We start from the raw sequence: 23,984 nt of genomic DNA, 5'->3' as shown, positions 1-23,984 counted from the left end.
GAAGAAAGAATCATGCGTGCCATTCTTATCCGAGAACACGGCGAACCCGAGTCGCTCAAGATTGACGATATCCCCACACCCGCCGTCGGCGATAACGAGGTGTTGATCGACGTCCACGCCATTGGGATCAACTATCCCGATTTGCTGGTTATCCGTGGTCAATACCAAACCCTGCCTCCGCGCCCATTCGTCCCTGGCAAGGAGGTGGCCGGCGTCGTGGCGGCGATAGGGAACCGTGTCACTTCCTGCAAACCTGGCGACCGCGTGGTGGCGCAAGTCGAGTACGGAGCCTATGCGGAGCAACTGTCGGCGACCGGCCCGAATTGCTTCGTGATGCCTGAGACTATGCCCTTCACCGATGCCGCCGCCATGGGACTCGTCTACCAGACAGCGCATTTTGCGCTGGTCGAACGCGGCCAGTTCCGCAACGGAGAGACAGTACTGGTCAACGGCGCCGGTGGTGGCGTCGGGCTGGCCGCCGTCCAGATCGCCAAGGCATTGGGCGCAACCGTGCTCGCCGGCGTGCGCGGAGAGACGCATGCGCGGCTTGCGCGGGGGGGCGGGGCGGACCACATCATCGACCTTGGCGCGGAAAACCTGCGTGTGGAAATCCGCCGCCAGGTACATGCGGCAACGAACGGTCGCGGAGCCGACGTGGTACTGGATCCGATCGGCGGCGACGTTTTCGACGGCAGTCTGCGCGCCCTGGCATGGCGCGGCCGCATGGTCGTGATTGGTTTCGCTGCCGGCCGTATTCCGACCATCAAGGCCAACTATCTGCTACTGAAAAACATTTCCGTCTCCGGTTTGCAGTGGAGCGATTACCGCGAACGCGATCCTGCGTGGATGCGGCGCGTACAAGACGAGATTTTTGGACTCTACAGTGCCGGCAAGCTCAAGCCCACCGTGATGCGGGCCTTCCCGATGGATCAGTTCGCCGAAGCGCTTTCCCTGGTCGCGAACGGCAAGGTGAACGGCAAGGTCGTCCTGACGACTGACAACAACAAATCCTGAGGAGAAAGTCATGAGTAACGCGTTAACTACGTCTTCCATCGTTGCCGTCGTTGGCAGTGGTGCGATGGGGGCGGGGATCGCTCAAATCGCTGCGGCAGCTGGCCATACGGTGAAGCTGTACGACACCCGTCCCGAAGCGGTGGAAAAGGCAATTGCCGGCATCCGCAAGACCTTCGGCATGCTCAAGGAAAAGGGACGCATGACGCCAGAGGACGCTGATGCAGCAGGTGGCCGATTGCAGGCGGCTAGCACGCTCGGTGACTTGTCCGACGCGAAGCTGGTGATCGAGGCCATCGTCGAGAATCTCGATGTCAAACGCCAACTGTTTGCGGATCTGGAAAAGGTGGTCGCCGAGGACTGTCTACTCGCTACTAATACCTCCTCGATTTCCGTCACGGCATTGGCAGCCAAGCTGGCGTTGCCGGGTCGCTTCGTGGGCATGCATTTCTTTAATCCGGTGCCGCTGATGGCGCTAGTGGAAGTGATCAGCGGCCTCGCGACTGACGCGCAAGTCGCCGCCCGCATCTTCGACACCGCTATTGCCTGGGGCAAGACGCCAGTGCATGCGAAGTCGACGCCCGGTTTTATCGTCAACCGCGTTGCGCGCCCCTACTATGCCGAGGCGCTGCGCTTGTTGAACGAGCAGGCAGCCGCCCCAGCCACGATCGATGCCGTCATGCGCGAAGCGGGCGGGTTTCGCATGGGACCGTTTGAATTGATGGATCTGATCGGGCACGATGTGAACTTCACCGTTACCCAATCGGTCTTCAATGCCTACTTCAATGACCCGCGCTTCACGCCGTCGCTGGCGCAACAGGAACTGGTCAATGCCGGCTTCCTTGGACGCAAGAGCGGACGCGGTTTTTATCGTTATGACGACGGCAGCAAGCCGGAGCCCGAGAGCGAGAGTCCGAGCGCGCAACCGGGGCGCGTGACGGCATCAGGCCACAATCCCTTGATCGATGCCATCGTCTCGCGCGCCACGACAGCGGGTGTGGCGGTTATGCACTCAGCAAGCACGAGCGATGATGCACTGATTCAATGTGACGACGCCATCCTCTGTATTACCGATGGCCGCAGTGCAACGCAACGCGCCGTCGAGCAGGAGACGCCTAATCTCGTGCTGCTCGATCTTGCCCTCGACTATGGCAAGGCCACGCGACTGGCGGTGGCGGCGGCCGTGCAGTGCGATCCGCAGGCCTATCGCGCGGTGGTCGGATTCCTGCAGGCCGCCGGCTATGCGGTGTCGCGACTTGACGACGTGCCCGGCATGGCCGTGATGCGAACGGTAGCAATGCTGGCCAACGAGGCCGCCGATGCGGTGAACCAGGGCGTGTGCGACGCGGCCGGTGCAGACATCGCCATGCAGAAGGGGGTGAACTATCCGTGCGGACCGTTAGCCTGGGCGGACCGCATCGGACTGAACACGGTGATGCGCGTGCTGGGCAATCTTGCACAGGTGTATGGCGAAGACCGCTATCGTGTCTCGCCGCTCATCCAGAAAAATGTGTGGAGCGGCAAGCGCTTCCACCAATAAATCCCCAACATCCAACATAAAAGGAACCAGTATGAACTTTGCGTTCATTTGCGACGCCGTACGTACCCCTTTCGGCCGCTACGGCGGCACCCTGTCCCAGATACGCGCCGATGATCTTGGTGCGTTGCCGATCAAGGCATTGATGGAACGGAACGGCGCCGTCGACTGGCAGGCTGTCGATGATGTGTACTACGGCTGCGCGAACCAGGCCGGAGAGGACAACCGCAATGTCGGCCGGATGTCGGCACTGTTGGCCGGCTTGCCGGTAGATGTGCCGGCGAATACGATTAACCGACTTTGCGGTTCAAGTCTCGACGCGATCGGGACAGCGGGACGCGCCGTGCGTTCCGGCGAGGTGGAGTTAATCATTGCAGGCGGCGTGGAAAGCATGAGCCGCGCTCCTTTTGTGATGGGGAAGGCGGATGCCGCCTTCTCGCGCAGCATGAAGATTGAGGACACGACCATTGGCTGGCGCTTCATCAATGCACAGATGAAAGCAAAGTACGGAGTCGATTCCATGCCGGAGACGGCAGAAAACGTTGCGGTTGAATTCGGCATCGCACGGGCCGACCAGGATGCCTTTGCCTGGCGGAGCCAGCAACGATGGGCAGCAGCGCATGCCGCAGGGTTTTTCACGCGCGAGGTGATTCCGGTCTCCATCCCGCAAAAGAAGGGAGATCCGAAACTGTTCGATACCGACGAACATCCGCGCGCCGAAACGACGTTGGAGGCGCTGGTCAAGCTCAAGGGCGTTGTCAGGCCGGATGGCTCCGTTACCGCCGGCAATGCTTCCGGCGTGAATGACGGTGCCTGCGCACTGCTCATTTCCTCTGAGGCGGCCGCTGTCAAGCACGGACTCACGCCGCGCGCACGCATCCTCGGTATGGCGACGGCGGCCCTGGCCCCCCGTATCATGGGCTTTGGTCCCTCCCCGGCCACGCGCAAGGTGCTGGCCTTGACCAACTTGCGTATGGAGCAGATGGATGTGATCGAGCTCAACGAGGCGTTTGCTGCCCAAGCACTCGCTGTGACACGCGACCTTGGGCTGCCCGATGACGCTCCCCATGTGAATCCCAACGGGGGCGCAATTGCAATCGGGCACCCCCTAGGCGCGTCGGGGGCACGGCTCGTGACCACTGCCCTGAACCAGCTTGAGCGCATCAACGGACGCTATGCATTGTGCACAATGTGCATCGGCGTGGGTCAGGGCGTCGCCCTCGTGATCGAGCGCATTTAAAGGTGTAGACCTACCCCGGGGCATCTCCGTCCGCCCCGGCTGCATGATCCGAGCGTCGATTGCTGTACGAACTCCTTCTCATTCAATAATGATGAAAGCCGATTCTTTCGCCTGCAAGGGGCACTTCATGCTTCAGCAACTGCTCAACGATTCTGCTGCCCGCAGCGCGCCTGACCGCCATTGGCGACAAAACGAAGACCGAGCCGGGATGAAACGGAGGGAGAATGATACGCCTGTTGCATCCGCGGGCCTATTGGAAAGCATCAATGCACAGCGGGCCAGGGGCGAGTCGTTTGCTTCCATTGCCGCAGCACTAAACAAGCAGGGGTTCAGCGGTGGCTATGGCGGGCGCTGGTATGCGAGCAGTGTGTGGGCATATTTGCAGCGTCGTTCATCCTAGAGGACGGCAGCTCCGCCTCCGCCGGTTCCTTCTACGGCGTGTGCTTGTAGTCAACAAACGCCTTAGGTTGAGCGCACATTTGCCGCGACCTAGCGGCAGAACTGTGTCAAGGCGTCTACCAGAAGAAATACATGCCTTTCGGTCGTTATCTGCGGATCCGTACGCAACGCGTGTCGAGAAGAAGCGATAAACTAGACAGGTTCCAGCTCCCATGCAAGCCAACATGATATTCAACGTCGGCGGGCAGTTGGCGCTCCGATCCTGCGATCCCGGGCTGCGCGCGTATTTACTCAGGAGATATGTATGCCTCGTTTTAAAGCCTACCTTATCGAGCAGTCGGTTGACGGCCAAGTCAGCGGACACCTGTCCACGCTCCCATCCGAGGGACTGGATCCCGGCGAAGTGACGATTCGCGTTCACTACTCGAGCATCAACTACAAGGATGCACTCGCGGCAACCGGTCAAGGCAAGATCATCCGGCGCTTCCCTTGCGTGGGCGGCATCGACATGGCAGGGGAGGTCACGGAGAGCGCCGATCCGCGTTTCGCGCCAGGCCAGAAAGTGATTGCGACGAGTTTCGACATTGGCGTTTCGCATCATGGCGGCTACGCCGAATACGCACGCGTGCCAGCGAAGTGGGTCGTTCCATTGCCAGACGGCCTTGATCTCAAGGAATCGATGGCGCTCGGCACTGCTGGCTTTACCGCTGCGCTCGGTATCGTTCGTATGGAAGATAACGGCCTTGCTCCTTCCAACGGTCCAGTTGTCGTTAGTGGAGCCACGGGGGGCGTCGGCGGACTCGCGATCGATATGCTGGCGCAGCTCGGATATCACGTCGTCGCGCTGACGAGCAAGGAGACCGAGGCGGACTATCTACACATGCTTGGCGCAGCTGAGATCAAACCGACTTCGTCGATCGATTTCAACAAGGTCCGTTCCCTCGAGGCAGGACTCTGGGCCGGCGCTATCGACAACGTCGGTGGGCCGATCCTGCATTGGATTTTGGCGACGATGAAGCAGGCCGGTACTGTTGCGAGCATCGGAAATGCCGCAAGCGCCAGGATCGAAACGACCGTGTTCCCGTTTATCCTGCGAGGTGTAAGTCTGCTCGGCATTGATTCGGGCTATATGGGCTTTCCGACCCGGCAACGCGTATGGGAACGCCTGGCAGCCGACCTAAAGCCGAGTCATCTCGATGCAGTAACGCGCATCGTTGATTTTGACGAACTGCCAAGCTGCTTCGGCGACTTCATTGCCGGCCGCGTGAAAGGAAGGACCATCGTGCGCATCGCAAGGTAACATCGAGCGACGACGATATCTTACTGACAACCCAAAGATGCAGGCCCAGGCCGAAGCGATGGAGAAAAAGCGCCGGCAATAGGAGCAACAGGGCCTGTACTTGTCTTACCTGCCGCCGTACAGCCCGGAATTGAACCGGATCGAAATCCTATGGAAACAGGCCAAATACTTCTGGCGCCGATTCCTTTACTTGGCGGGCGACGGCTTACGCAATGAAGTTCATTCCATCATGGAAAATTACGGAAAAGCATTCACAATAAATTTTGCGTAAATACTTAGTGAATAGTGCTGTCGCCAATAAGTTATCGTAGCTATAGACCCTATAACCAAATATATCGCCGTTGGAAATTACTCATTCCAGCTTGGAATCAGGTTGATGATTGGTAGTTAAGTTCCATTGTGCAAGAAATCGTGAATTTGAATTCGTTAATTGCCGAATGGATTTCTCCCAAGAAATCATGGTCATAGGACGGAAATAGCACTAAAATTTTTCACCAACTAACAGAATCGTTCATTCATCATAAGAATAACGCTGGACATTTGGTTACTATTTTTTATTTGGTGTTCTTGAATGAAGCCTATGATGACAGACACCGACAAAGTGCATGCGGGCAATGATTTTAATGTGACGCAAAAACGATGGCGTTTTTTACGAAAGCAGTCGAAGGTTATCTTTGCTTGGATGGGCGGGGCTGCTGTCATAGGAGTTTTAGGCTGGATTCTGCTTTTCCACACATTAAATAAACAGATTGCCGATATCGACGTAGCAACTCGTGTGCATGTCGCCGCAATGTCCCGGGGCTATGCCGAGCAGCTCGCGCGGATGCTGGAAGCCGTGGATCAGACCATCCTCCACGTCCGTTATGAATGGAATTTGACTTCCGGGAAACTTCGGCTCGATATGATTCCGGACGAAGGTCTTTTTCCACCGGCGTCGTTGTTTTTTGTGGCGGTGATCGATAGGCATGGCGATGTGCTGACTAGTACGATTGGTGACAGCGAGCGCCTTAATGTTTCCGATAAATCTTATTTTACGGCGCACACCAAAAGTACTACCGACAAGCTTTATTTTGCGCCACCAACGGTCACCCATACCGTGGGTGCAAACGTACTGCAGTTTTCACGTCGCGTTGTCGACAATGACGGCAATTTCCAGGGAGTGGTATTGGCAGCCGTCGCCCCAAAATATTTAACGTCAAGCTATGACATGAATGCGCTTGGCACCAACGGATTTCTTGGCATCGTCGGGAATGACCACGCAGTGAGAGTAACGCGCATCGGAGAGACGGTACATACCGCGGCGGTTCCTGCATTTTCCAATACACCTCCGTTCCTCAGCGAGAAGGGCACAGAACTACTGAATGGAGAACAATGGTTCTCCGACAAGCGCAGCCGTTATGTTGCGTGGGAGCCAGTCAAGGGCTATCCGATCTTTGCAATTACAGGTCTCGATGAAAAGCAAGTCTATGCACCGCATGAAGCCTACCGCCGCCGTGCAATCATCGCTGCCTCAGCCCTGACATCGCTTCTCGGCCTGATCACTATTATTGCAACCTTGTCTTCGCTGCGCCTTGCGTGGCGCAAGGAAGAATTCGAAACCGTACGAACTGCTTATCGTATGGCTACAGAAGATGGCAATGAAGGGTTCTACATTGCGCGTCCGGTCAAAGACGAGATAGGGGCAATTCTGGATTTCGATATCATCGACTGCAATCAACGCGGCGCAGCGTTCTTCAAGTTGCGGCATGATGAATTGGTCGGGAGGCGGATCTCGCGTTCGCGGTTCGGGATGGTGCTGAAGGAACGTCAAACCATGTTATGGGAAGCCTTCGAGAGCGGGGCGTCACAGGCCGAAGTCGAGGTCCCGGAATTTCTCGACCTTGGTCCGACGTGGCTTCATGTCAAGGCGGTGCGCGTGGACGAAGAGATCGCCATCACTCTTTATGATATGAGCAGCACCAAGGCGCACATCAAGGAACTGGAGCGACGTGAGCATGTGGATAGCCTAACGGGTCTGTTCAATCGTCACTGGGTACGCACTTACCTTCCTGAAGTTCTGGAGAAAGCAAAATCGAGCAATGACATGCTCGCTGTGCTTCATCTTGATCTGGATGGCTTCAAGGCGATTAACGACGCAATGGGGCATGCCTGTGGCGACGAGCTTTTACGCGCAGCTGCCGACAGGCTATGTGCAGTCGTACGGCCACAGGACAATGTCATCCGCGCCACGAGCGATGAGTTTCTCATTCTACTCAGAGGACTGCCAGATAGCCGGGAGGCCGCAATGGTTGCAGAACGAGCGGTCGCCGCATTCAAGGACGGATTTGGCCTTTCTCAGGGATACCATCGAATCGGAGTCTCGATCGGTATCAGCATATTTCCGCAGGATGCGGCTGATGCGGATAACTTGCTGGCGTATGCCGATATCGCAATGTTTTCCGCGAAGAAGGGTGGCAAGGGCACCTACCGTTTCTATGATCCGCATTTTTATGAGGCAATGCGGATGCGCTTTGAAACAGAAAAGGATCTCCGCCGTGCCATCGAGCATGATGAATTTGTCATGTACTATCAGCCGCGGGTAAATATCGAGACCGGGACGACGTCTAGCATGGAGTCGCTGGTGCGTTGGACGCACCCGAAAAGAGGCCTGGTCAATCCCACGGAATTTGTGCCGCTCGCTGAAGAAACCGGGCTGGTGGTTGGCATGGGTTCGCTGATCATTGACAAGGTCTGCCGTCAGATTGGTGAATGGAAGAAGGGCGGCCAGCCTGTCGTGCCGGTCTCGATCAACGTATCGCCCAGGCAGTTCACCGACAGTGATGTCGTTGCGCTGTTCAGAACCGCAATCGAAAAATACGACATCAATCCCGACCTGGTGGAGATCGAAGTAACCGAATCGTCGATGATGGGAGACGACGAGCGCGTGCTGCAAACCCTGTCGCGATTGCAGGCAATGGGCATCAAGCTGCTGGTGGATGATTTCGGTACCGGTTATTCCTCCCTTTCGCAATTGCAGCGGATGGATTTCGACGTCCTTAAGGTGGATCGTTCATTTACCTGCCAGATCGACAGGACCAATGAAGGGAATGTCTTCGTCAAGGCGATCATTACGATGGCGCATGCGCTTGGTATGACGGTAGTGGCCGAAGGCGTGGAAAACGAGGAGCAGCTCAGGATACTGAAATCTCTTGCCTGCGATGAAATTCAGGGATTTTATATATCCCGTCCGCTGCCGCCATCGGAACGGCAGCCGATACTGCCCAGATATTTCCTGAGGTCCGTAGCATGAAGAGCGGTACGCGGCGAAGCGCCGTCTGCCTGCTTGTCCTCAGCTTTTCCATTCATTCGGCATCGGCAGCGGATGAGACGGATGCCGCCGTCAAGCTGCGAGGCTTTGGAACAATAGGCGCAGCCCATTCCTCGCTGAAGCAAGCCGACTTTGTCGGCAGCCCGTTGCAGGATAGTGGTGCCGGCGCCACCCACAAATGGGCGTTCGGCGTGGACAGCAAGCTGGGGCTGCAGCTCGATGCCAGACTTACAGACCGGCTGGATGGTGTGGTTCAGGTTGTCAGCCAGCAGCGTTCCGATGTGGGCTATCGGCCTCAGGTGGAATGGGCCTATTTGAAATATGAAATTGCTCCGGACTTTTTGCTGCGAGCGGGACGGGTAATACTGCCGGCATTCATGGTGTCCGAATCGCGCCTGGTCGGGTACGCCAATCATTGGGCCAGACCACCGATTGAATCTTATAATCTGTCGCCCTTCAGTAACTCCGATGGCGTGGATGTGTCGTATCAATCGCAGCTTGGCTCTGGACGCAATACTATCCAGCTTATTTACGGAAACCTGGATGCCGAAGCCGTCGATGTAACGCCGAGAGGAACCGAAATTCTACGCGCCAGATTCCGCGATATCGTGGCGATCAACGATACGTATGAAATTGGTAACTGGACGTGGCGGGCGGCAGCCATAACGGGTAAGGCCCATGCGCCAAGCCTGGACAGCCGGCTGAAATTTTTCAATCTGGGCGTCGGCTATGATGTCGGGAACTGGTTCGTGCAGGCAGAACTAAGCAGACTGCTTTTCCCTGGCGCCGTCCGCCCAAGCACAGCCCGTTATGTCACACTAGGCCTGAGACAGGGAAGTCTCACTCCCTATCTTATCTATTCTTCTGTGGCCAGTTCCGATTCTCAGGTTGCTCTGCTGCCCAATGACCAGCGTAGCTACTCTGCGGGAGTGCGCTGGGACTTTTCAAGGCAGGCATCCGTCAAGCTGCAGCTTGACCGCGTCAGTATAAGAGGCGGAGCAGGGGGAAATGGCTTTTTCATCAATACGCGGCCGGACTTCGTTTCCGGCAGCGGCGCCACAGTGGTGAGTGCCGTGATCGATTTCACGTTTTAGTCACAGATGCGTGCCGTCGGCTCCAAGTTCTTCCTGATATGTCATTGCGTCGTGGCAGTCGCAGGGCTGACCATGAAATCGGTTCGTGCTGAGGTGGCGGTGGTCGTTTCCAGCAACAGCTCCCTGGCGAACCTGACGCCTTCGGAAGTGACGGAAATTTTCCTCAGGAGTAGCGCCGAATTGCCGTCAGGTCGTACATTGGTGCCGGTCGATCAAATGGAAGGATCCGGCATTCGTAACGAATTCTATGAAAAGGTCGCTCGCAAGAATGCGACTCAGCTCAGAGCTTACTGGGCCCGCCGTGTATTCACTGGCAAGGGAGAGCCGCCTCGAGAGCTCCCTGACGCCAATGCAGTGAAACGGTGGGTGGCTTCGAATCCTTATGCGGTGGGCTACATCGATCTGGCGCAGGCCGATAGCACTGTCAAGATCGTCCTGATGTTGCGTTGAATCTTGATGTATGCGACAGAACAAGAACAGATTCAAAGCCGGAATTCAGCCTCGGAGCCTGCGCCATTCAAGTACAGGTAAGAAAACTCATCTACAGCGTCGCTCTTGCGACCGACGACCGCAATTTCAACGCTGGCGACAAGGTCGTAACCCATTGCCCGGTAATCGCACTGGGCCATTACTTTCATGATGCCGTCGCGCTCGAGCGCGCGCAAGCGAGCTGCAATGGCCGCTTCGCTGACGGTGAGTTTTTGGGCCAGCGTTTTATTCGACTCCAACGGTTCGATCCGCAGTAAAGACAAAATTGCTTCATCGAGTTCGTCGAGTGGCCGCGTCTTGTTTTTTTGATTGCTCATTAAGGGCTGTTGCATGGAAATGATTGAAGCAAGAGTGTCTCACGCGCGTGACGGAGGGCACAACGGCTTAACGATAGTCGAGCTCGCAGTCATAAACTGATATTTTGTAATTTATTCAAAATGGCTTGATCGGCCAATAAAACTATCACTTTGCTTCGTAAGCAGTCGTACCGCAAAGGAAAAATCCGGAATCACTACCCTTGCTTGAGAAAATCAAATAACTGATATATCATCAGTTCTTGTCGAGGCTTGGGCCGAGCAGTGCATTGCTTGGCTAAGGTGCACTGTGCTATTTCCCGATTGCAGAAGGAAACATTGCAACGTAATCCTGACGTAATGCAGGGTACGCCTTAAGAAACTAAAGATATTTAACCGCCAGGAGAGCACGGGTATGAAAACCTTGGTAGCAGTAAAACGTGTGGTCGATTACAACGTCAAGGTGCGCGTCAAGTCCGACGGCACTGGCGTCGATATCGCGAACGTGAAGATGTCGATGAACCCGTTTGACGAAATCGCCGTGGAAGAAGCGATCCGGCAGAAAGAAGCGGGCCTGGTCAGCGAAGTGGTGGTCGTTTCCGCAGGCCCTGCCGCATGCCAGGAAACCCTGCGCACGGCACTTGCCATGGGCGCGGACCGTGCCATCCTTGTCCAGACGGATGTCGAGTTGCAACCACTCGCAGTGGCGAAATTGCTAAAAGCGGTCTGCGACCGTGAACAGCCGCAACTGGTCATTCTCGGCAAGCAGGCCATCGACGATGACGCCAACCAGGTTGGGCAGATGTTGGCGTCCTTGACCGCCTGGCCGCAGGCGACTTTTGCATCCAAACTTGAACTGAGCACGAATGAAGCGACGGTCGTTCGCGAAGTCGACGGCGGGCTGGAAACGGTCACGCTCGCGCTGCCGGCAGTCGTGACGACCGACCTGCGTCTGAATACGCCCCGCTATGTCACTCTGCCCAGCATCATGAAAGCGAAGAAGAAGACGCTGGACGTGCATGCGCCGGAAGACTTGGGCGTCGACGTCACACCGAGGCTCAAAACTCTGAAGGTATCCGAACCCCAGGCCCGCAAGTCCGGCGAGATCGTCAAGGATGTCGAAAGCTTGCTCCAGAAACTCAAGAACGAAGCAAAGGTAATCTGACCATGGCTGCACTTGTTATTGCTGAACACAACAATCTGTCGCTTGCAGCGGCAACGCTCAATACCGTCACCGCCGCATTGGCCTGCGACAAGGACGTGCACGTTCTCGTCGCCGGTTGCGATTGCGGCGCCGTCGCGGCACAGGCCGCAACGATCGCTGGCGTGTCGAAAGTACTGGTCGCGGATGCGCCGCATTTTAAGGATGCCTTGCCTGAGAATCTGTCGGCGCAGGTTCTGGCACTGGCCCAAGCCTATAGCTGCATCGCAGCGCCGGCAACCGCTGTCGGTAAAGGCGTGATGCCACGTGTGGCAGCGCAGCTCGACGCCTCGCAGGTATCTGAAATCACGAAAGTGGTCAGCCCGGATACGTTTGAACGTCCGATTTATGCCGGCAATGCGATTGCGACCGTGCAGTCCACCGATCAGATCAAGGTGCTGACGGTACGTACAACCGGCTTCGACGCTGCCTCGGCAACCGGCGGCAGCGCTGAAATTCGGAATGTTGCCGTTGTAAGTGATGCCGGCGGCTCCCGCTTCGTCTCGCGCGAGGTCACCAAGTCAGACCGTCCGGAACTGAGCGCGGCCAAAATCATCGTCTCCGGTGGCCGCGGTCTCGGCAACGGTGACAACTACCGCGCCGTGCTGGAGCCGCTGGCCGACAAGCTCGGCGCCGCCCTCGGCGCATCGCGCGCTGCAGTCGATGCCGGCTTTGTGCCGAATGATTATCAGGTCGGGCAGACCGGCAAGGTGGTTGCTCCTCAAGTTTACTTTGCGGTCGGCATCTCAGGCGCGATCCAGCATCTGGCCGGCATGAAGGATTCGAAGGTGATCGTTGCGATCAACAAGGATCCTGAAGCGCCGATCTTCCAGGTGGCCGACTATGGTCTGGTGGGAGATCTGTTCCAGGAAATTCCCCAGTTGGTACAACAGTTGTAAGCAGCATGAACGGGCGCTTGAGGGCGCCCTTTTTTCAGGTCGTGACGAAGCACTCGCATGCCGTCGTTCACCGACTCACATCCGATATTCTTGGAGAATGCGATGATTCGTGAAGTAGTCATAGTCAGTGGAGTGCGTACCGCCATCGGCGATTTCGGCGGGGGCCTGAAGGATTTTTCGCCCAGCGATCTCGGTGCGCGTGTTGTTGCGGAAGCCTTGCGTCGCGCCGACGTGGGCGGCGACGAAGTCGGGCATGTCGTGTTCGGCAATGTCGTACATACCGAGCCCAAGGATATGTACCTTTCGCGAGTGGCAGCCATCAATGGCGGGGTTGCTGCACATACACCGGCATTGACGCTCAACCGACTGTGCGGCTCGGGATTGCAGGCGGTCGTCTCGGCCGCACAGACGATCATGCTGGGCGACGCCGACGTCGCTATTGCCGGTGGCGCCGAAAGCATGAGTCGCGCGCCGCATCTTGCGCCGGCCGCACGCTGGGGAACGCGCATGGGTGACAGCAAGCTGATCGACATGCTGCTGGGCGCGCTGCAGGATCCCTTCCATGCCATCCACATGGGCGTGACCGCGGAAAATGTCGCGGAGCGCTATAACATTTCGCGCGAAGAGCAGGATGCTCTCGCCGTCGAATCCCATCGCCGTGCGGCGCAGGCGATCGCCAACGGCTATTTCAAGGAACAGATTCTTCCGATCACTTCGGAATCCCGCAAGGGGCCGGTAGTGTTCGACACCGACGAACATGTGCGCGGCGACGTCAGCGCGGCAGAACTCGCCAAGATGCGTACCGCATTCCAGAAGACAGGCACCGTCACCGCAGGCAATGCATCAGGCATCAATGACGGCGCCGCTGCACTGGTATTGATGGATGCAAGCATTGCTAAAAGCCGTGGCATCAAACCGCTCGCGCGGCTCGTCAGCTATGCCCACGCCGGAGTTGATCCGAGGTATATGGGTATCGGGCCGGTACCGGCGACCCGCAAGGCGCTCGAGCGTGCCGGGCTGCAGATAGGTGATATCGATGTAATCGAGGCTAATGAAGCATTTGCAGCGCAGGCATGCGCCGTGGCCAAGGAACTCGGCTTCGATCCTGCCAAAGTCAATGTGAACGGATCAGGCATTTCGCTTGGACATCCGATTGGCGCTACTGGTGCCATCATTACCGTGAAGACCGTCTACGAACTGCAGCGCACCGGAGGCCGCTACGGCCTTGTCACGATGTGCATTGGCGGCGGCCAGGGTATTGCCGCCATCCTTGAACGGGTGTGATGCGATGTCCGCAAGGCCGGGCGCAATCAGTTTTGCCTTGCCATGCGCAGCGCCGAAAAACGGAGTGTTCCCAACATGCGTAAAAGTGAAAGAACACGCGCTGCCCTCGTGCAGTGCGCGTTGCAGATGGTCTGTCGCGAAGGCTTCAATAGCGTGAGTATCGGCGCTCTCGCCGACAGCGCCAGGATGAGCAAGTCAGGCGTTTTTGCCCGTTTCGGCTCGCACGATGAACTTCTTCTCGACGTGCTTCGTCTGCATCACCGCATTTTTACCGAGCAGGTCGTCGTCGCCAGCCTGCAGAAGCGTCAGGGCCTGCCCCGTCTGCAGGCGATGTTCGCCCTCTGGGCTGAATGTAGTGCGGCTGACAGCGGAATCGGTAAGCTTTACCTGAAAGCAGCGGTTGAATTCGAATGCGGAGCGGGGCCGGTGCCTGCTGAGCTGAAGCAGCTGATCTCGGCTTGGCAAGATACCCTGATTCGTGAGGTCTGCCGAGCGGTTGATGCCGGCGATCTAGCCGCATCGGTCGAGCCAGAGCAGTTCGTTTTCGAACTGAGCGGCATCATTTATGCAATCTATGGCCAGACATGCTTCATGCGAAGATCCGATGCAGTCAACCGTGGGTTGCAGGCATTTGAGCGTCTTGTCGCCTATAGCCGGGCCAGAATGGAACTTCAGAAGGAAAATCAGTCCGAGTGGGTTGCGGTCGAGTAAGCCCATTTCGCGAAGGGAGCGTTGAGTACTAAGTATCCTTCAGTGTTTCCTACGCTGCGGCACGGCGCTTTGGCATTTCAACAATCGTTTTCATAAAGGCAGAAACTGCGGATACCGAATGTCGGACCGCCGTTTCTGCCTTTATGACATGAATATTCCTGTCATTCACTTTCCGAGCGTAGCAACCGGGGCCGCGTCCTTCCGGCCACCGGCAGTGCGAGGATATTCTCTGCCGCCGGGAGTGACTGATGCATGGCTTGATGAGAACCGATCACTGACTCAGATAATTCCTCGTGAGTTGCGTCGACGTCCAGTTTGAAAACACTTACTGCTCGCGCCAACGCGGCGGCTTGTTCCTTCATCGATGCAGTGGATGCAGTCGCTTCTTCGACCAGTTCTGCGTTCTGCTGCGTCATCTCATCCATCTCCTGGATGGCATTTCCCAGCGTGGCAATACCGGTGCTCTGCTCGCGGCTGGCGGATGTGATTTCGCCCATGATCGATGCGACCTTCTTCACTGCAACGACTATTTCATCCATGGTTTTGCCGGCGCGATCGACGAGTACATTGCCGGCGTCGACTTTTTCAACGGAGTCATTGATCAAAAGCTTGATTTCCTTCGCGGCTTCCGCCGAGCGTTGTGCAAGACTGCGTACTTCCGCCGCGACAACCGCAAAGCCGCGGCCGTTATTGCCGGCGCGGGCGGCTTCGACTGCGGCATTCAGCGCAAGGATATTGGTCTGGAATGCGATTCCGTCGATGACTCCGATGATATCGCCGATCTTGCGCGACGAATCCTTGATCAGGCCCATGGTATCGATCACCTGCGTCACCACTTCGCCGCCCTTGACTGCGGTATCCATTGCCGAACTGCCTAGATCGTTAGCCTGGTCCGCGTTCGCTTCATTTTGTCGCACGGTAGTGTTCAGGTTGCCGACCGAGACCGCGGTATCGCGCAACGAATTGGCCTGGTGCTCGGTCCGTGAAGAAAGCTGAGCGGTTCCCACGGCGATTTCAACCGATGCGGTGGCAATCGTCTCTGTACCGTTGCGTACTTCGCCGACGATGGTGCGCAGGCTTTCATTCATGTCTCTCAGTGACTGAAGCAGTTTGCCGACCTCATCTTTCGAGCTGACGACGATTGAACCGGTCAGGTCTCCTGCGGCCACTCGCTCGGCAAGGGAGACCGCTTCGTTCAGAGGACGGGTGATGCTGCGTGTGATGACAAAGGCAACCAGCACGCTGGCAATGGCAGATGCGAGGGCAAGCGCGCCCATTACCATAAGCGCCTGCCTGGTGGATTGCTCCGCCGCGGCGGTGGCTGCCTCCGCCTGCTTGCCCTGATAATCAATAACTCTGTCCACTGCCGCGATGTAGGACTCGGCGAAAGCGCGGATCTCGGAAAACATCAGGCTCTTTGCCTGCTCCATCTGCTCTTCCTTCACAAGTGCCATGAAGCGTTGCTGCGAGGCGTTGAAATCGGTTCGCTTCTGTTTCAGCACGGAGAGGTGTTCGCGACCCTCTTCTTTCGCCGACATACTTGCTTCCAGCTTTTTGCTGTTTTCCTCGATAAATTGCAGACTTTGTTCAAGCAGCGACAATTCCGCCTGACTGCTGCGCGGGTCATTGATGAGCAGAATATTACGCATGTTTCCTACTGCATCGGTCAGGTCGGACTTGATGGTGTTGACGGTCATGATCTGCGGGAATTGTTCATTGACGATGATTCCCATCCGAAGATTGCTTTGAAACAGCTGGAATGCACCAATAACGGTAATGCTGATCATTAGCAGGATGCTGATGACGAAGCTGGCCCCCAGACGCTGGCCAATTCTCAAATTATTTAATCTCACTGTGTCTCTCCGGTGCTCGTCAAAGCAGTCAATTTTTCTGCGGTCGGTTTGTTGTGCTGCATATCAGTGCCGGATAGTTCGAGCAATAACTGATACTTTGACAGTTTATGGAGTAGACTGTCTTTCGGCAAGCAACAATTCGTTTTTACGCCACAAGTTTTTTAATCGGCTCTTTTATGGAATGCCAGATGATGGGGAATGCGGATACCGACAACCGGCCTGAGTGGGATGGAATTGATATCGCTGCACTGCTGCGTGTGGAGCGTATCGATGCAGCGATCAGCATAGGCAGGATAACGGACGATAACCGCAACGGTCGGGTGTTCGGCGGACAGCTGATTGGACAGTCGCTCGCGGCAGCGTGTGCTTCGGTTGAACCCGGCCGCACGCCGACAGCGCTAAGGGTCCTGTTCATGCAGGGTGCGCTGATTGGCACCGCGATTGAGTACCGGGTGTTCTTTTTGCAAAACGGCAAACGGTATTCCAGCTGTCGCGTGGAAGCAAGGCAGGGTACACGGTTGCTAATCGATGTGCATGTCAGTTTCCAGGTGCCGGCGGAAGGCCCCAGCCATGCCTTGCCGCCGTACCAGGATATTCCCCAGCCGGATGAGGTTTTGTCGATGGCGCAGATACCGGATCAGTTGAGCAGGCCATCGACAGGAGGCCGTTGGGGCGAATTCGAAAAGACCTGTCTCGAAATGAAAGTCGTACATCCGGAGCAGCATCTCGCCGCCCGGTCCGAATTGCCATGCATGTCGTACTGGATGCGCTTGCGCAAACGTCTGCCGGATGATCACGGCATGCATTATGCCGCGCTGGCTTTTCTGAGCGACTACTGGATTAACAGCGCCGCGATCACGCATCACGTCGCGGCCCAGGATGCCCACGAACATATGTATGTTGCGAGCTTGAACCACGCATTGTGGTTTCATCAATTGCCGCGTGCCGATGAATGGCTCCTGTTTTCCTGCGAAAGCCCTGGCGCGCAACAGGGACGCGCGCTGACCCATGCAAGGGTATATGACCAGAATCTCACGCTCCTGGCTTCTGTCTCGCAAGAATGCCTGATGGCCGACCGTGCTTCGATTTGAACGGCATGCACTTGACGAGCACTCAAAATCAGTTCAAAGTTCTAAAAACTGACTGATTAACAGTTTTAATCGTGTTGCTGCGGCGATCAAATTGCCCGCGCGGACAGACGTTGCCAATATAAGGAGATAGCGATGGAAATGAATGACATGATTCTGATCAGCGTGGACGATCACGTGATCGAGCCGCCGGACCTGTTCAAGAATCACCTGTCGGCAGCGGACCTGGAACGCGCGCCAAAGATGGACACCATGAAAAGCGGGTCCGATTCGTGGATTTACGAAGGCCGCCGGGTACCCAACTTCGGCCTGAATGCGGTGGTCGGCCGCCCGCCCGAAGAGTACGGCATGGAGCCGGCATCGTATAGCCAGATTCGCAAGGGCACCTACCTGGTGCAGGACCGCATCGATGACATGAATGTCAACGGCGTGCTGGCATCGATCAATTTCCCGACCTTCCCATCGTTTGGCGGCACCTTCTTCCTGCAAGCCACCGACAAGGACTTCACCAAAAAGATCATCAGCGCCTACAACGACTGGCACATCGACGAGTGGTGCGGTGCGGCGCCGGGGCGTTTCATTCCGCTGGCGATCCTGCCGCTGTGGGACATCGATGCCTGCGTGGCTGAAGCCAAACGGGTGGCGGCCAAGGGATGCCGCACCATCAGCTTCCTCGACAATCCGGTACCCAAGGGCTTGCCCAGCGTGCATAGCGATCACTGGGATCCGTTGTGGAAGATACTGGAAGACAACAACATCGTGGTCAGCATCCATATCGGCTCGGGCGCACAGGTGCCGTATTCATCGCTGGATGCGCCGATCGATACCTGGATCGTGAACATGCCGATGTACATTGCCAATGCGACCACGGACTGGCTGTTTTCGCCGGTATTCAAGAAGTTTCCGAATCTCAATCTGGCCTTGTCGGAAGGCGGCATCGGCTGGATTCCGTACCTGCTCGAGCGCGCCGACTTCACCTACAAGCACCACAAGGCATGGACCAATTGCAGCTTTGGCGACCTGTTGCCGAGCGAACTGTTCAAGCGCAACTTCATCACTTGCTTCATCGATGACGTGTTCGGCTTGCACAATACGCACTTCATGAATGTGGACAAGATCACCTGGGAAACCGACTATCCGCATTCGGATTCGCTGTGGCCGGATGCGCCGGAACACCTGTGGCCGACGATCAAGCACTTGCCGACGGAGACGATCGACAAGATCACGCACCTGAACGCGATGCGTGAATTCGGCTTCGATCCGTTCAAGCATTTGCCGCGCGAGCAGTGCACGGTGGGGGCGTTGCGGGCGCTGGCTACGCATGTGGACACGCGTCCGGTAGCCAATATGGGCGGGCACAATCCGTCCAACCGCGATGGCCGTCCGGTCACCAATGGCGAAGTCATGAAGCTGTTCGCGTAAGCAAGGCACAAATAGCAATGAAGACTCCTTCCCTTCAAGGGAAGGAGAAATAGCGGTCTTGCCAACATGCGGCTAAAGACTATCCGGAGAAAGACGGCAGCCAGACATTGCCGATCGCAACCCATCATATGAACACTATGGATCTCTGTCCCGACGTCGACTTTCGCAAGTACCTCCAGGAAGGCAAGTTCATGCTTCTTCGCAGCCGCGCCAGCGGTCGCCATTTCTTCTACCCACGCGTTGCGGAGCCCGGTACCGGCTGCACCGATCTCGAATGGGTGGAGGCAAGCGGTCGCGGGCAGGTGTACTCGGTCACCGTCGTGCGCGCCAAGCCGCCCTCGCCATCGTACAACGTTGCGCTGGTTGATCTGGAAGAAGGCGTGCGCATGATGACGCGCATCGATGATGTCGCGCCGGAGGACGTGCGCATCGGCATGGCGGTGCAGGCAAAAATCACCACGGAAGACGATCTGCCCTTCGTTGTATTCGAACCGGCTGCAGTCACCGCATAGGCACTGGGCCCTCGGGCCACGTAATCGAAGTATTAATGCCGGGCAGCCGTGCGAAGCGAGGCTGCGGGCCTCCTTTTATCTGAAGAAAGTAAAGTCATGAATCCAATGTCACTCGAAGGCCGGACCATTCTCATTACCGGCGCCGGCCAGGGAATCGGCCTGGCGATCAGCAAGCTTGCCATCGACCTCGGCGCGACCATTGCCGGCGTCGACATGAACGCCGATGCGCTCAATCAGGCAGCTGAAGGATTGGGTGGTCGCTTTCTGCCGCTGGCCGGCAGCGTCGCGGACGAAGAGTTTGCACATAGGGCGGTTGCGCAGGCCGTGGAGAAATTCGGCGCAGTGCATGGACTTGTGAACAATGCGGGCATCGGCCGTCCCGCCATGATCGAAAAGATGACCGCCCAGCAGTGGCAGCAAGTCATCGATGTACATCTCAACGGCTCCTTCTATTTCACCCAGGCGGTGGGACGCCAGATGATTGCGCGCGCCAAGGAAGGCGACAAGCGTCCTGGTTCCATCGTCTTCATTTCTTCCGACGCAGGACGTCGCGGCAGCCTTGGCCAAATCAATTATTCAGCGGCCAAGTCCGGCATGTTTGGTATGGCGATGACGGCATCGCGTGAATGGGCGAAGTACAACATCCGTTCCAACGCAGTCTGCTTCGGCATGGTGGAAACCGCAATGACGGAAAAAGTCCGAAGCGATGAGCGCTTTCTCGAAACCTATATGGCCCAGGTTCCGCTCGGGCGATTCGCATCGCCTGAAGAAGTCTGCGTGCCGGTGTGCTTTCTCCTGTCGGAGGGCGCTTCCTACATCACCGGACAGGTGGTCTCCGTGAACGGCGGCTACACGATCGCGGTATGACGATGACGAACCTGAACAAAGGTGCCCTGACGGGTATCCGCGTGGTGGACATGACGCGCGTGATCGCCGGACCGTATGCCGGGCAAATCCTCGGGGATCTGGGCGCCGAAGTGATCAAGATTGAACGGCAGGGCGAGGGCGATGACATCCGGCGCCTTGGCCCGCCGTGGCTGAAGGATCGCGAAGGCCGCGACAGCGAGGAGTCCACCTATGGGCAATCGGTGAATCGCAACAAGCTGTCGGTCACCGTCGACTATGCCCAACCGGAGGGCGCGCAGCTGATTCGCGACCTGGTGGAAAAAGCGGATGTGCTGCTTGAAAATTACCGCACCGACACGCTGGCCAAGTATGGTCTGGACTACGAAGAACTCAGGAAGATCAATCCGCGATTGATCTATTGCTCGGTCACCGGTTTTGGTCAGACTGGGCCATACTCCGGTCGCTCCGGCTACGATTACCTGGTGCAGGCAATGGCCGGCGTGATGTCGGTGACCGGTCCGCGCGACGGCGAACCGGGCGCGGGACCAACGCGTGTCGGCGTGCCGATCGCCGATGTCTGCGGCGGACTGTATGCAGCCATCGGCGTGCTGGCGGCACTCAATCACCGCAACAGCACCGGACGCGGACAGCATATCGACATCTCGCTGTTTGATTCCCAGGTCGCGGCGCTGATGAACACCTTTTCGTCCTACTTCAACAGCGGCAAGGAACTGGGCCGCACCGGCAACGACCATCCGAGCGCGTCGCCCTATGGTGTGTATCCAGTCGACGACGGCTTCATCCTCATCGCCACCTTCAATGACCGTGAATTCGGACGCCTCGCCAAGCTGGTCGGCCATCCGGAATGGATCGAAGATCCGCGCTTCGCCAAGAACGGCGCCCGCGTCGCCAACCGTCAGGCCCTGGCCGCATTGCTGACCGACGCGCTGAAAGGCAAGAGCAAGGCGCAGTGGGAAAAGTTGCTGAACGAAGGCACCGTGTCGTGCGGGCCGATCAACGGCATGCCCGATCTGGAACGCGACCCGCATGCGCAGGAACGCCGTACCGTGGTCACCATGGAGCATCCGGTCAATGGCACGATCAAGACCGCGGCCAGTCCGCTGCGCATGTCGGACAGCCCGGTCAGTTACCGCATCGCGCCGCCGGCGGTCGGAGAACATACCGACCAGGTGCTTCATGCATGGCTGGGCATGGAGCAGGGCGACATTGCACGCTTACGGGATCGCAACATCATCTGAGGATACGGACGTGACAACTCCCTTCAATTTCCAACCACTAGAACTGCCCGCGGAACTGTTGACACTGCGGCGTGAGGTGCGTGCCTTTCTTGCCGATGCATCGTCGGAATGGACCGGCCGGGATGTAGGTCATTCCTGGACCGGTTTCAACCGGGAGTTCAGCCTCGAAGTCGGGCGTCGCGGCTGGATCGGCATGACTTGGCCGAAGCGCTACGGCGGCCATGAACGATCCGGGCTGGAGCGTTACGTAGTCGTGGAAGAAATGCTTGCAGTCGGCGCGCCCGTCGGCGCGCACTGGTTCGGCGACCGGCAAAGCGGTCCGTTGCTGCTGCGCATGGGTACCGAAGCGCAGCGCGAGCGATTCCTACCGCTGATTGCGCAGGGTAAGGCCGCGTTTTGCATCGGCTTGAGCGAGCCGGATTCCGGATCCGACTTGGCCTCATTGCGTTCGCGCGCAACGCGGGTCGACGGCGGCTGGCGTTTGAATGGACGCAAGGTCTGGACCACGAATGCCCATCTATGCGATGTCATGATCGGCTTGTTCCGTACCGGCGGACCTGCGGAGACCGAAAAGCATAAGGGCTTGTCGCAATTCCTGATCGACATGCGCGCCTCGGGCATCGACGTGCGTCCGATCCGCGACCTTACCGGCGAAGCGCATTTCAATGAAGTGACCTTTGACGACGTGTTCGTGCCCGACGACATGCTGGTGGGCAGAGAAGGCGAAGGCTGGGCGCAAGCGAGCGCCGAACTCGCGTTCGAACGCAGTCAGCCTGACCGTTACATGAGTTGTTTCCCGTTGTTGCCGCCGGCAATGGACAAGCTGCAAGAGTTGCGCCTGGACGACAGGCTGGCGGAACGCCGTCTCGGCGAATCGATCGCGGAAATGGTGGTAATGCGCGAAATGTCGCTGTCCATTCTCGGTCAGCTTGAGGCCGGCCGCTCGCCGGGCCAGGAAGCCGCGCTGGTCAAGGATCTCGGCAATACGTATGAACAACGCATGCCGGAGCTGGTGCGCGAACTCATCGATGCGCCTGCTCGTATCAATCCCGACGACAGGCTGAGCGATCTGCTGGGCTTTCTTACCCAGACCGTGCCGACCTTTTCGTTGCGGGGCGGCACGCGCGAAATTCTGCGCGGAATTATTGCCAAAGGACTTGGACTGCGATGAGCGAAGATATGAACATCAGCGATATCCTGACCGAACAGATCGACCGGCTGTTCTCAAACGAAATAACCGCCAAGGTATGGGCAGCTGCGGAAGACGGCAACTTCGCAACTGCGCTGTGGCAGGAAATCACCGCGATGGGCGTCACGTCCGCATTGGTATGCGAATCGGCCGGCGGTGCAGGGCTGTCCTGGGTCGATGTGGAACCGGTGCTGCGCCTGTGCGGTCGTCATGCTGCGCCCGTACCGCTTGGCGAGACGATGCTCGCCGCATGGAATCTGGCGAACGCCGGACTGGAGATCCCGGAGGTGCCGCTCGCGATCTCGCCTTCCGTATGGCAGCTCGACGTCAAAGGCAGAGTGTCCGGCATCGATCCCTTGATTGCATGGGCGCCGCAACTCGAATATGTGGTGGGCGTCGCGCGCAGTGCGGGGAAGCAGCATATCTGCCTGCTGCGGATCGCCGATATACAAGCTATCGCCTTGCAGACTTATGAGCGGATTCCGGCCGCCAAACTCAACATCGAGCATGTGGTGCCGGTCCAGATCGGCGATGCGCCGCACATCGGCAAGCTCGGCCTCAAGCCGCATCTGGCTACGCTGCGTTCGGTACAGATGGCCGGCGCGCTCGACCGCATCCTCGCTCTGTGCGTGGAATACGGGAATACCCGGGTGCAGTTCGGAAAGCCGATCGGCAAGTTCCAAGCCATTCAGCACATGATTGCAGAACTCGCAGGTCATACCGCTGCGGCACAGGTTGCTGGCCTGTACGCATGTCGCCAGATCGCCACCGGTATTCCGGCGGACGCCGAGTTCGGTGCTGCGATCGCAAAGACACGTCTTGGTAGTGCAGCAACCCGCGCCACCGCCATCGCGCACCAGGTATTCGGCGCAATCGGTGTGACCGATGAACACCAGCTTCACTACTTCACGCGTCGCCTGTGGCAATGGCGAGCGGAAGCCGGAAGCGAGCATGAATGGGCGCAATACCTGGGACGGCAGGCCTTTGACGCCGGTTCGGCGATGCTATGGGACAGGCTGGCGCGGCATGCCGCCGCCTGAGTCCGGTGCC

22 protein-coding genes are annotated in these 23,984 nt (G+C 57.6%); 20 read left to right on the top strand and 2 right to left on the bottom strand.

Translation table 11 applies throughout. The features are described 5' to 3' along the window. Positions 1–12 precede the first annotated feature (12 nt). The 9 genes from D3871_RS23955 to D3871_RS23915 all read left to right on the top strand — a co-directional run bounded on the left by D3871_RS23955 (position 13) and on the right by D3871_RS23915 (position 10,338). Positions 13–1,014, top strand: coding sequence for an NADPH:quinone oxidoreductase family protein (locus D3871_RS23955; RefSeq protein ID WP_119771645.1), 1,002 nt, complete (start codon positions 13–15; stop codon positions 1,012–1,014). A gap of 10 nt (positions 1,015–1,024) precedes the next feature. Then, a complete protein-coding gene (paaH, locus tag D3871_RS23950; RefSeq protein ID WP_119771644.1) occupies positions 1,025–2,551 on the top strand; it encodes a 3-hydroxyacyl-CoA dehydrogenase PaaH in 1,527 nt (508 codons plus the stop codon). A gap of 31 nt (positions 2,552–2,582) precedes the next feature. Further along, entirely contained in the window at positions 2,583–3,788 is a 1,206-nt protein-coding gene (gene pcaF / locus D3871_RS23945; RefSeq protein WP_119771643.1) for a 3-oxoadipyl-CoA thiolase, read from the top strand. A gap of 127 nt (positions 3,789–3,915) precedes the next feature. Next, positions 3,916–4,188, top strand: a complete 273-nt coding sequence (locus tag D3871_RS23940; RefSeq protein ID WP_147376887.1) for a recombinase family protein — start codon at positions 3,916–3,918, stop codon at positions 4,186–4,188. 303 nt (positions 4,189–4,491) lie between these two features. After that, positions 4,492–5,487, top strand: a complete 996-nt coding sequence (locus D3871_RS23935) for an oxidoreductase (RefSeq protein WP_119771641.1) — start codon at positions 4,492–4,494, stop codon at positions 5,485–5,487. A 94-nt stretch (positions 5,488–5,581) separates the two neighbouring features. After that, a complete protein-coding gene (locus D3871_RS31775; protein ID WP_420799690.1) occupies positions 5,582–5,758 on the top strand; it encodes a transposase in 177 nt (58 codons plus the stop codon). Positions 5,759–6,067: 309 nt separating this feature from the next. Continuing rightward, positions 6,068–8,776 (top strand): bifunctional diguanylate cyclase/phosphodiesterase, encoded by a 2,709-nt coding sequence (locus tag D3871_RS23925; RefSeq protein WP_158598037.1) that lies wholly within the window; start codon positions 6,068–6,070, stop codon positions 8,774–8,776. Continuing rightward, the gene (locus D3871_RS23920) at positions 8,773–9,888 is read left to right on the top strand and encodes a hypothetical protein (protein WP_119771639.1); all 1,116 of its coding nucleotides are present in this window, start codon (positions 8,773–8,775) and stop codon (positions 9,886–9,888) included. The genes D3871_RS23925 and D3871_RS23920 overlap by 4 nt, the downstream gene beginning before the upstream one ends. A 72-nt stretch (positions 9,889–9,960) precedes the next feature. Beyond that, positions 9,961–10,338: a type 2 periplasmic-binding domain-containing protein gene (locus D3871_RS23915; RefSeq protein WP_147376886.1), complete on the top strand. Its 378-nt coding sequence runs from the start codon at positions 9,961–9,963 to the stop codon at positions 10,336–10,338. Positions 10,339–10,370: 32 nt separating this feature from the next. Here D3871_RS23915 and D3871_RS23910 read toward each other — a convergent pair whose 3' ends face one another. Continuing rightward, positions 10,371–10,694, bottom strand: a complete 324-nt coding sequence (locus tag D3871_RS23910; RefSeq protein ID WP_158598036.1) for an Lrp/AsnC family transcriptional regulator — start codon at positions 10,692–10,694, stop codon at positions 10,371–10,373. A 391-nt stretch (positions 10,695–11,085) separates the two neighbouring features. Here D3871_RS23910 and D3871_RS23905 point away from each other — a divergent pair, with 391 nt between their 5' ends. The 4 genes from D3871_RS23905 (at position 11,086) to D3871_RS23890 (ending at position 14,765) form a co-directional block, all read left to right on the top strand. Continuing rightward, positions 11,086–11,835, top strand: a complete 750-nt coding sequence (locus D3871_RS23905) for an electron transfer flavoprotein subunit beta/FixA family protein (RefSeq protein ID WP_119771636.1) — start codon at positions 11,086–11,088, stop codon at positions 11,833–11,835. Positions 11,836–11,837: 2 nt separating this feature from the next. Continuing rightward, positions 11,838–12,770 (top strand): electron transfer flavoprotein subunit alpha/FixB family protein, encoded by a 933-nt coding sequence (locus D3871_RS23900; protein ID WP_119771635.1) that lies wholly within the window; start codon positions 11,838–11,840, stop codon positions 12,768–12,770. A 102-nt stretch (positions 12,771–12,872) separates the two neighbouring features. Beyond that, entirely contained in the window at positions 12,873–14,054 is a 1,182-nt protein-coding gene (gene bktB / locus D3871_RS23895; RefSeq protein WP_119771634.1) for a beta-ketothiolase BktB, read from the top strand. Between the two features lie 42 nt (positions 14,055–14,096). Next, a complete protein-coding gene (locus tag D3871_RS23890; RefSeq protein ID WP_119771633.1) occupies positions 14,097–14,765 on the top strand; it encodes a TetR/AcrR family transcriptional regulator in 669 nt (222 codons plus the stop codon). 161 nt (positions 14,766–14,926) lie between these two features. Here the strand turns inward: D3871_RS23890 and D3871_RS23885 are convergent, their stop codons facing one another. Continuing rightward, positions 14,927–16,618, bottom strand: coding sequence for a methyl-accepting chemotaxis protein (locus D3871_RS23885; protein ID WP_119771632.1), 1,692 nt, complete (start codon positions 16,616–16,618; stop codon positions 14,927–14,929). Between the two features lie 188 nt (positions 16,619–16,806). Between D3871_RS23885 and D3871_RS23880 the strand changes: the two genes are divergently transcribed. The 7 genes from D3871_RS23880 to D3871_RS23850 all read left to right on the top strand — a co-directional run bounded on the left by D3871_RS23880 (position 16,807) and on the right by D3871_RS23850 (position 23,974). Continuing rightward, positions 16,807–17,709 carry an acyl-CoA thioesterase gene (locus tag D3871_RS23880; RefSeq protein ID WP_158598035.1) on the top strand — a complete coding sequence of 301 codons (903 nt, stop codon included), beginning with the start codon at positions 16,807–16,809 and terminating at the stop codon, positions 17,707–17,709. Positions 17,710–17,841: 132 nt separating this feature from the next. Continuing rightward, entirely contained in the window at positions 17,842–19,128 is a 1,287-nt protein-coding gene (locus D3871_RS23875; RefSeq protein ID WP_119771630.1) for an amidohydrolase family protein, read from the top strand. 128 nt (positions 19,129–19,256) lie between these two features. After that, the gene (locus D3871_RS23870) at positions 19,257–19,640 is read left to right on the top strand and encodes a Zn-ribbon domain-containing OB-fold protein (protein WP_420799681.1); all 384 of its coding nucleotides are present in this window, start codon (positions 19,257–19,259) and stop codon (positions 19,638–19,640) included. Between the two features lie 96 nt (positions 19,641–19,736). Then, on the top strand, positions 19,737–20,507 hold the full coding sequence (locus D3871_RS23865) for an SDR family NAD(P)-dependent oxidoreductase (RefSeq protein ID WP_119771628.1): 771 nt from the start codon (positions 19,737–19,739) through the stop codon (positions 20,505–20,507). Then, positions 20,504–21,745, top strand: coding sequence for a CaiB/BaiF CoA transferase family protein (locus D3871_RS23860; protein ID WP_119771627.1), 1,242 nt, complete (start codon positions 20,504–20,506; stop codon positions 21,743–21,745). Before D3871_RS23865 ends, D3871_RS23860 begins: the two co-directional genes overlap by 4 nt. A gap of 10 nt (positions 21,746–21,755) precedes the next feature. Continuing rightward, positions 21,756–22,916, top strand: coding sequence for an acyl-CoA dehydrogenase family protein (locus tag D3871_RS23855; RefSeq protein ID WP_119771626.1), 1,161 nt, complete (start codon positions 21,756–21,758; stop codon positions 22,914–22,916). Next, the gene (locus tag D3871_RS23850) at positions 22,913–23,974 is read left to right on the top strand and encodes an acyl-CoA dehydrogenase family protein (protein ID WP_119771625.1); all 1,062 of its coding nucleotides are present in this window, start codon (positions 22,913–22,915) and stop codon (positions 23,972–23,974) included. Before D3871_RS23855 ends, D3871_RS23850 begins: the two co-directional genes overlap by 4 nt. The last annotated feature ends 10 nt before the right edge of the window (positions 23,975–23,984 follow it).

Source organism: Noviherbaspirillum saxi, from assembly GCF_003591035.1.
GTDB classification, from domain to species: domain Bacteria; phylum Pseudomonadota; class Gammaproteobacteria; order Burkholderiales; family Burkholderiaceae_D; genus Noviherbaspirillum; species Noviherbaspirillum saxi.
This window is presented reverse-complemented; position numbering and strand designations above follow the sequence as displayed.

Coding starts and splice junctions, on each gene's coding strand:
- D3871_RS23955 (WP_119771645.1), top strand. CDS start 13: ATGCGTGCCATTCTTATCCGAGAACACGGCGAACCCGAGTCGCTCAAG.
- paaH (WP_119771644.1), top strand. CDS start 1,025: ATGAGTAACGCGTTAACTACGTCTTCCATCGTTGCCGTCGTTGGCAGT.
- pcaF (WP_119771643.1), top strand. CDS start 2,583: ATGAACTTTGCGTTCATTTGCGACGCCGTACGTACCCCTTTCGGCCGC.
- D3871_RS23940 (WP_147376887.1), top strand. CDS start 3,916: ATGCTTCAGCAACTGCTCAACGATTCTGCTGCCCGCAGCGCGCCTGAC.
- D3871_RS23935 (WP_119771641.1), top strand. CDS start 4,492: ATGCCTCGTTTTAAAGCCTACCTTATCGAGCAGTCGGTTGACGGCCAA.
- D3871_RS23925 (WP_158598037.1), top strand. CDS start 6,068: ATGATGACAGACACCGACAAAGTGCATGCGGGCAATGATTTTAATGTG.
- D3871_RS23920 (WP_119771639.1), top strand. CDS start 8,773: ATGAAGAGCGGTACGCGGCGAAGCGCCGTCTGCCTGCTTGTCCTCAGC.
- D3871_RS23915 (WP_147376886.1), top strand. CDS start 9,961: ATGAAATCGGTTCGTGCTGAGGTGGCGGTGGTCGTTTCCAGCAACAGC.
- D3871_RS23910 (WP_158598036.1), bottom strand. CDS start 10,694: ATGAGCAATCAAAAAAACAAGACGCGGCCACTCGACGAACTCGATGAA.
- D3871_RS23905 (WP_119771636.1), top strand. CDS start 11,086: ATGAAAACCTTGGTAGCAGTAAAACGTGTGGTCGATTACAACGTCAAG.
- D3871_RS23900 (WP_119771635.1), top strand. CDS start 11,838: ATGGCTGCACTTGTTATTGCTGAACACAACAATCTGTCGCTTGCAGCG.
- bktB (WP_119771634.1), top strand. CDS start 12,873: ATGATTCGTGAAGTAGTCATAGTCAGTGGAGTGCGTACCGCCATCGGC.
- D3871_RS23890 (WP_119771633.1), top strand. CDS start 14,097: ATGCGCAGCGCCGAAAAACGGAGTGTTCCCAACATGCGTAAAAGTGAA.
- D3871_RS23880 (WP_158598035.1), top strand. CDS start 16,807: ATGATGGGGAATGCGGATACCGACAACCGGCCTGAGTGGGATGGAATT.
- D3871_RS23875 (WP_119771630.1), top strand. CDS start 17,842: ATGGAAATGAATGACATGATTCTGATCAGCGTGGACGATCACGTGATC.
- D3871_RS23870 (WP_420799681.1), top strand. CDS start 19,257: ATGAACACTATGGATCTCTGTCCCGACGTCGACTTTCGCAAGTACCTC.
- D3871_RS23865 (WP_119771628.1), top strand. CDS start 19,737: ATGAATCCAATGTCACTCGAAGGCCGGACCATTCTCATTACCGGCGCC.
- D3871_RS23860 (WP_119771627.1), top strand. CDS start 20,504: ATGACGATGACGAACCTGAACAAAGGTGCCCTGACGGGTATCCGCGTG.
- D3871_RS23850 (WP_119771625.1), top strand. CDS start 22,913: ATGAGCGAAGATATGAACATCAGCGATATCCTGACCGAACAGATCGAC.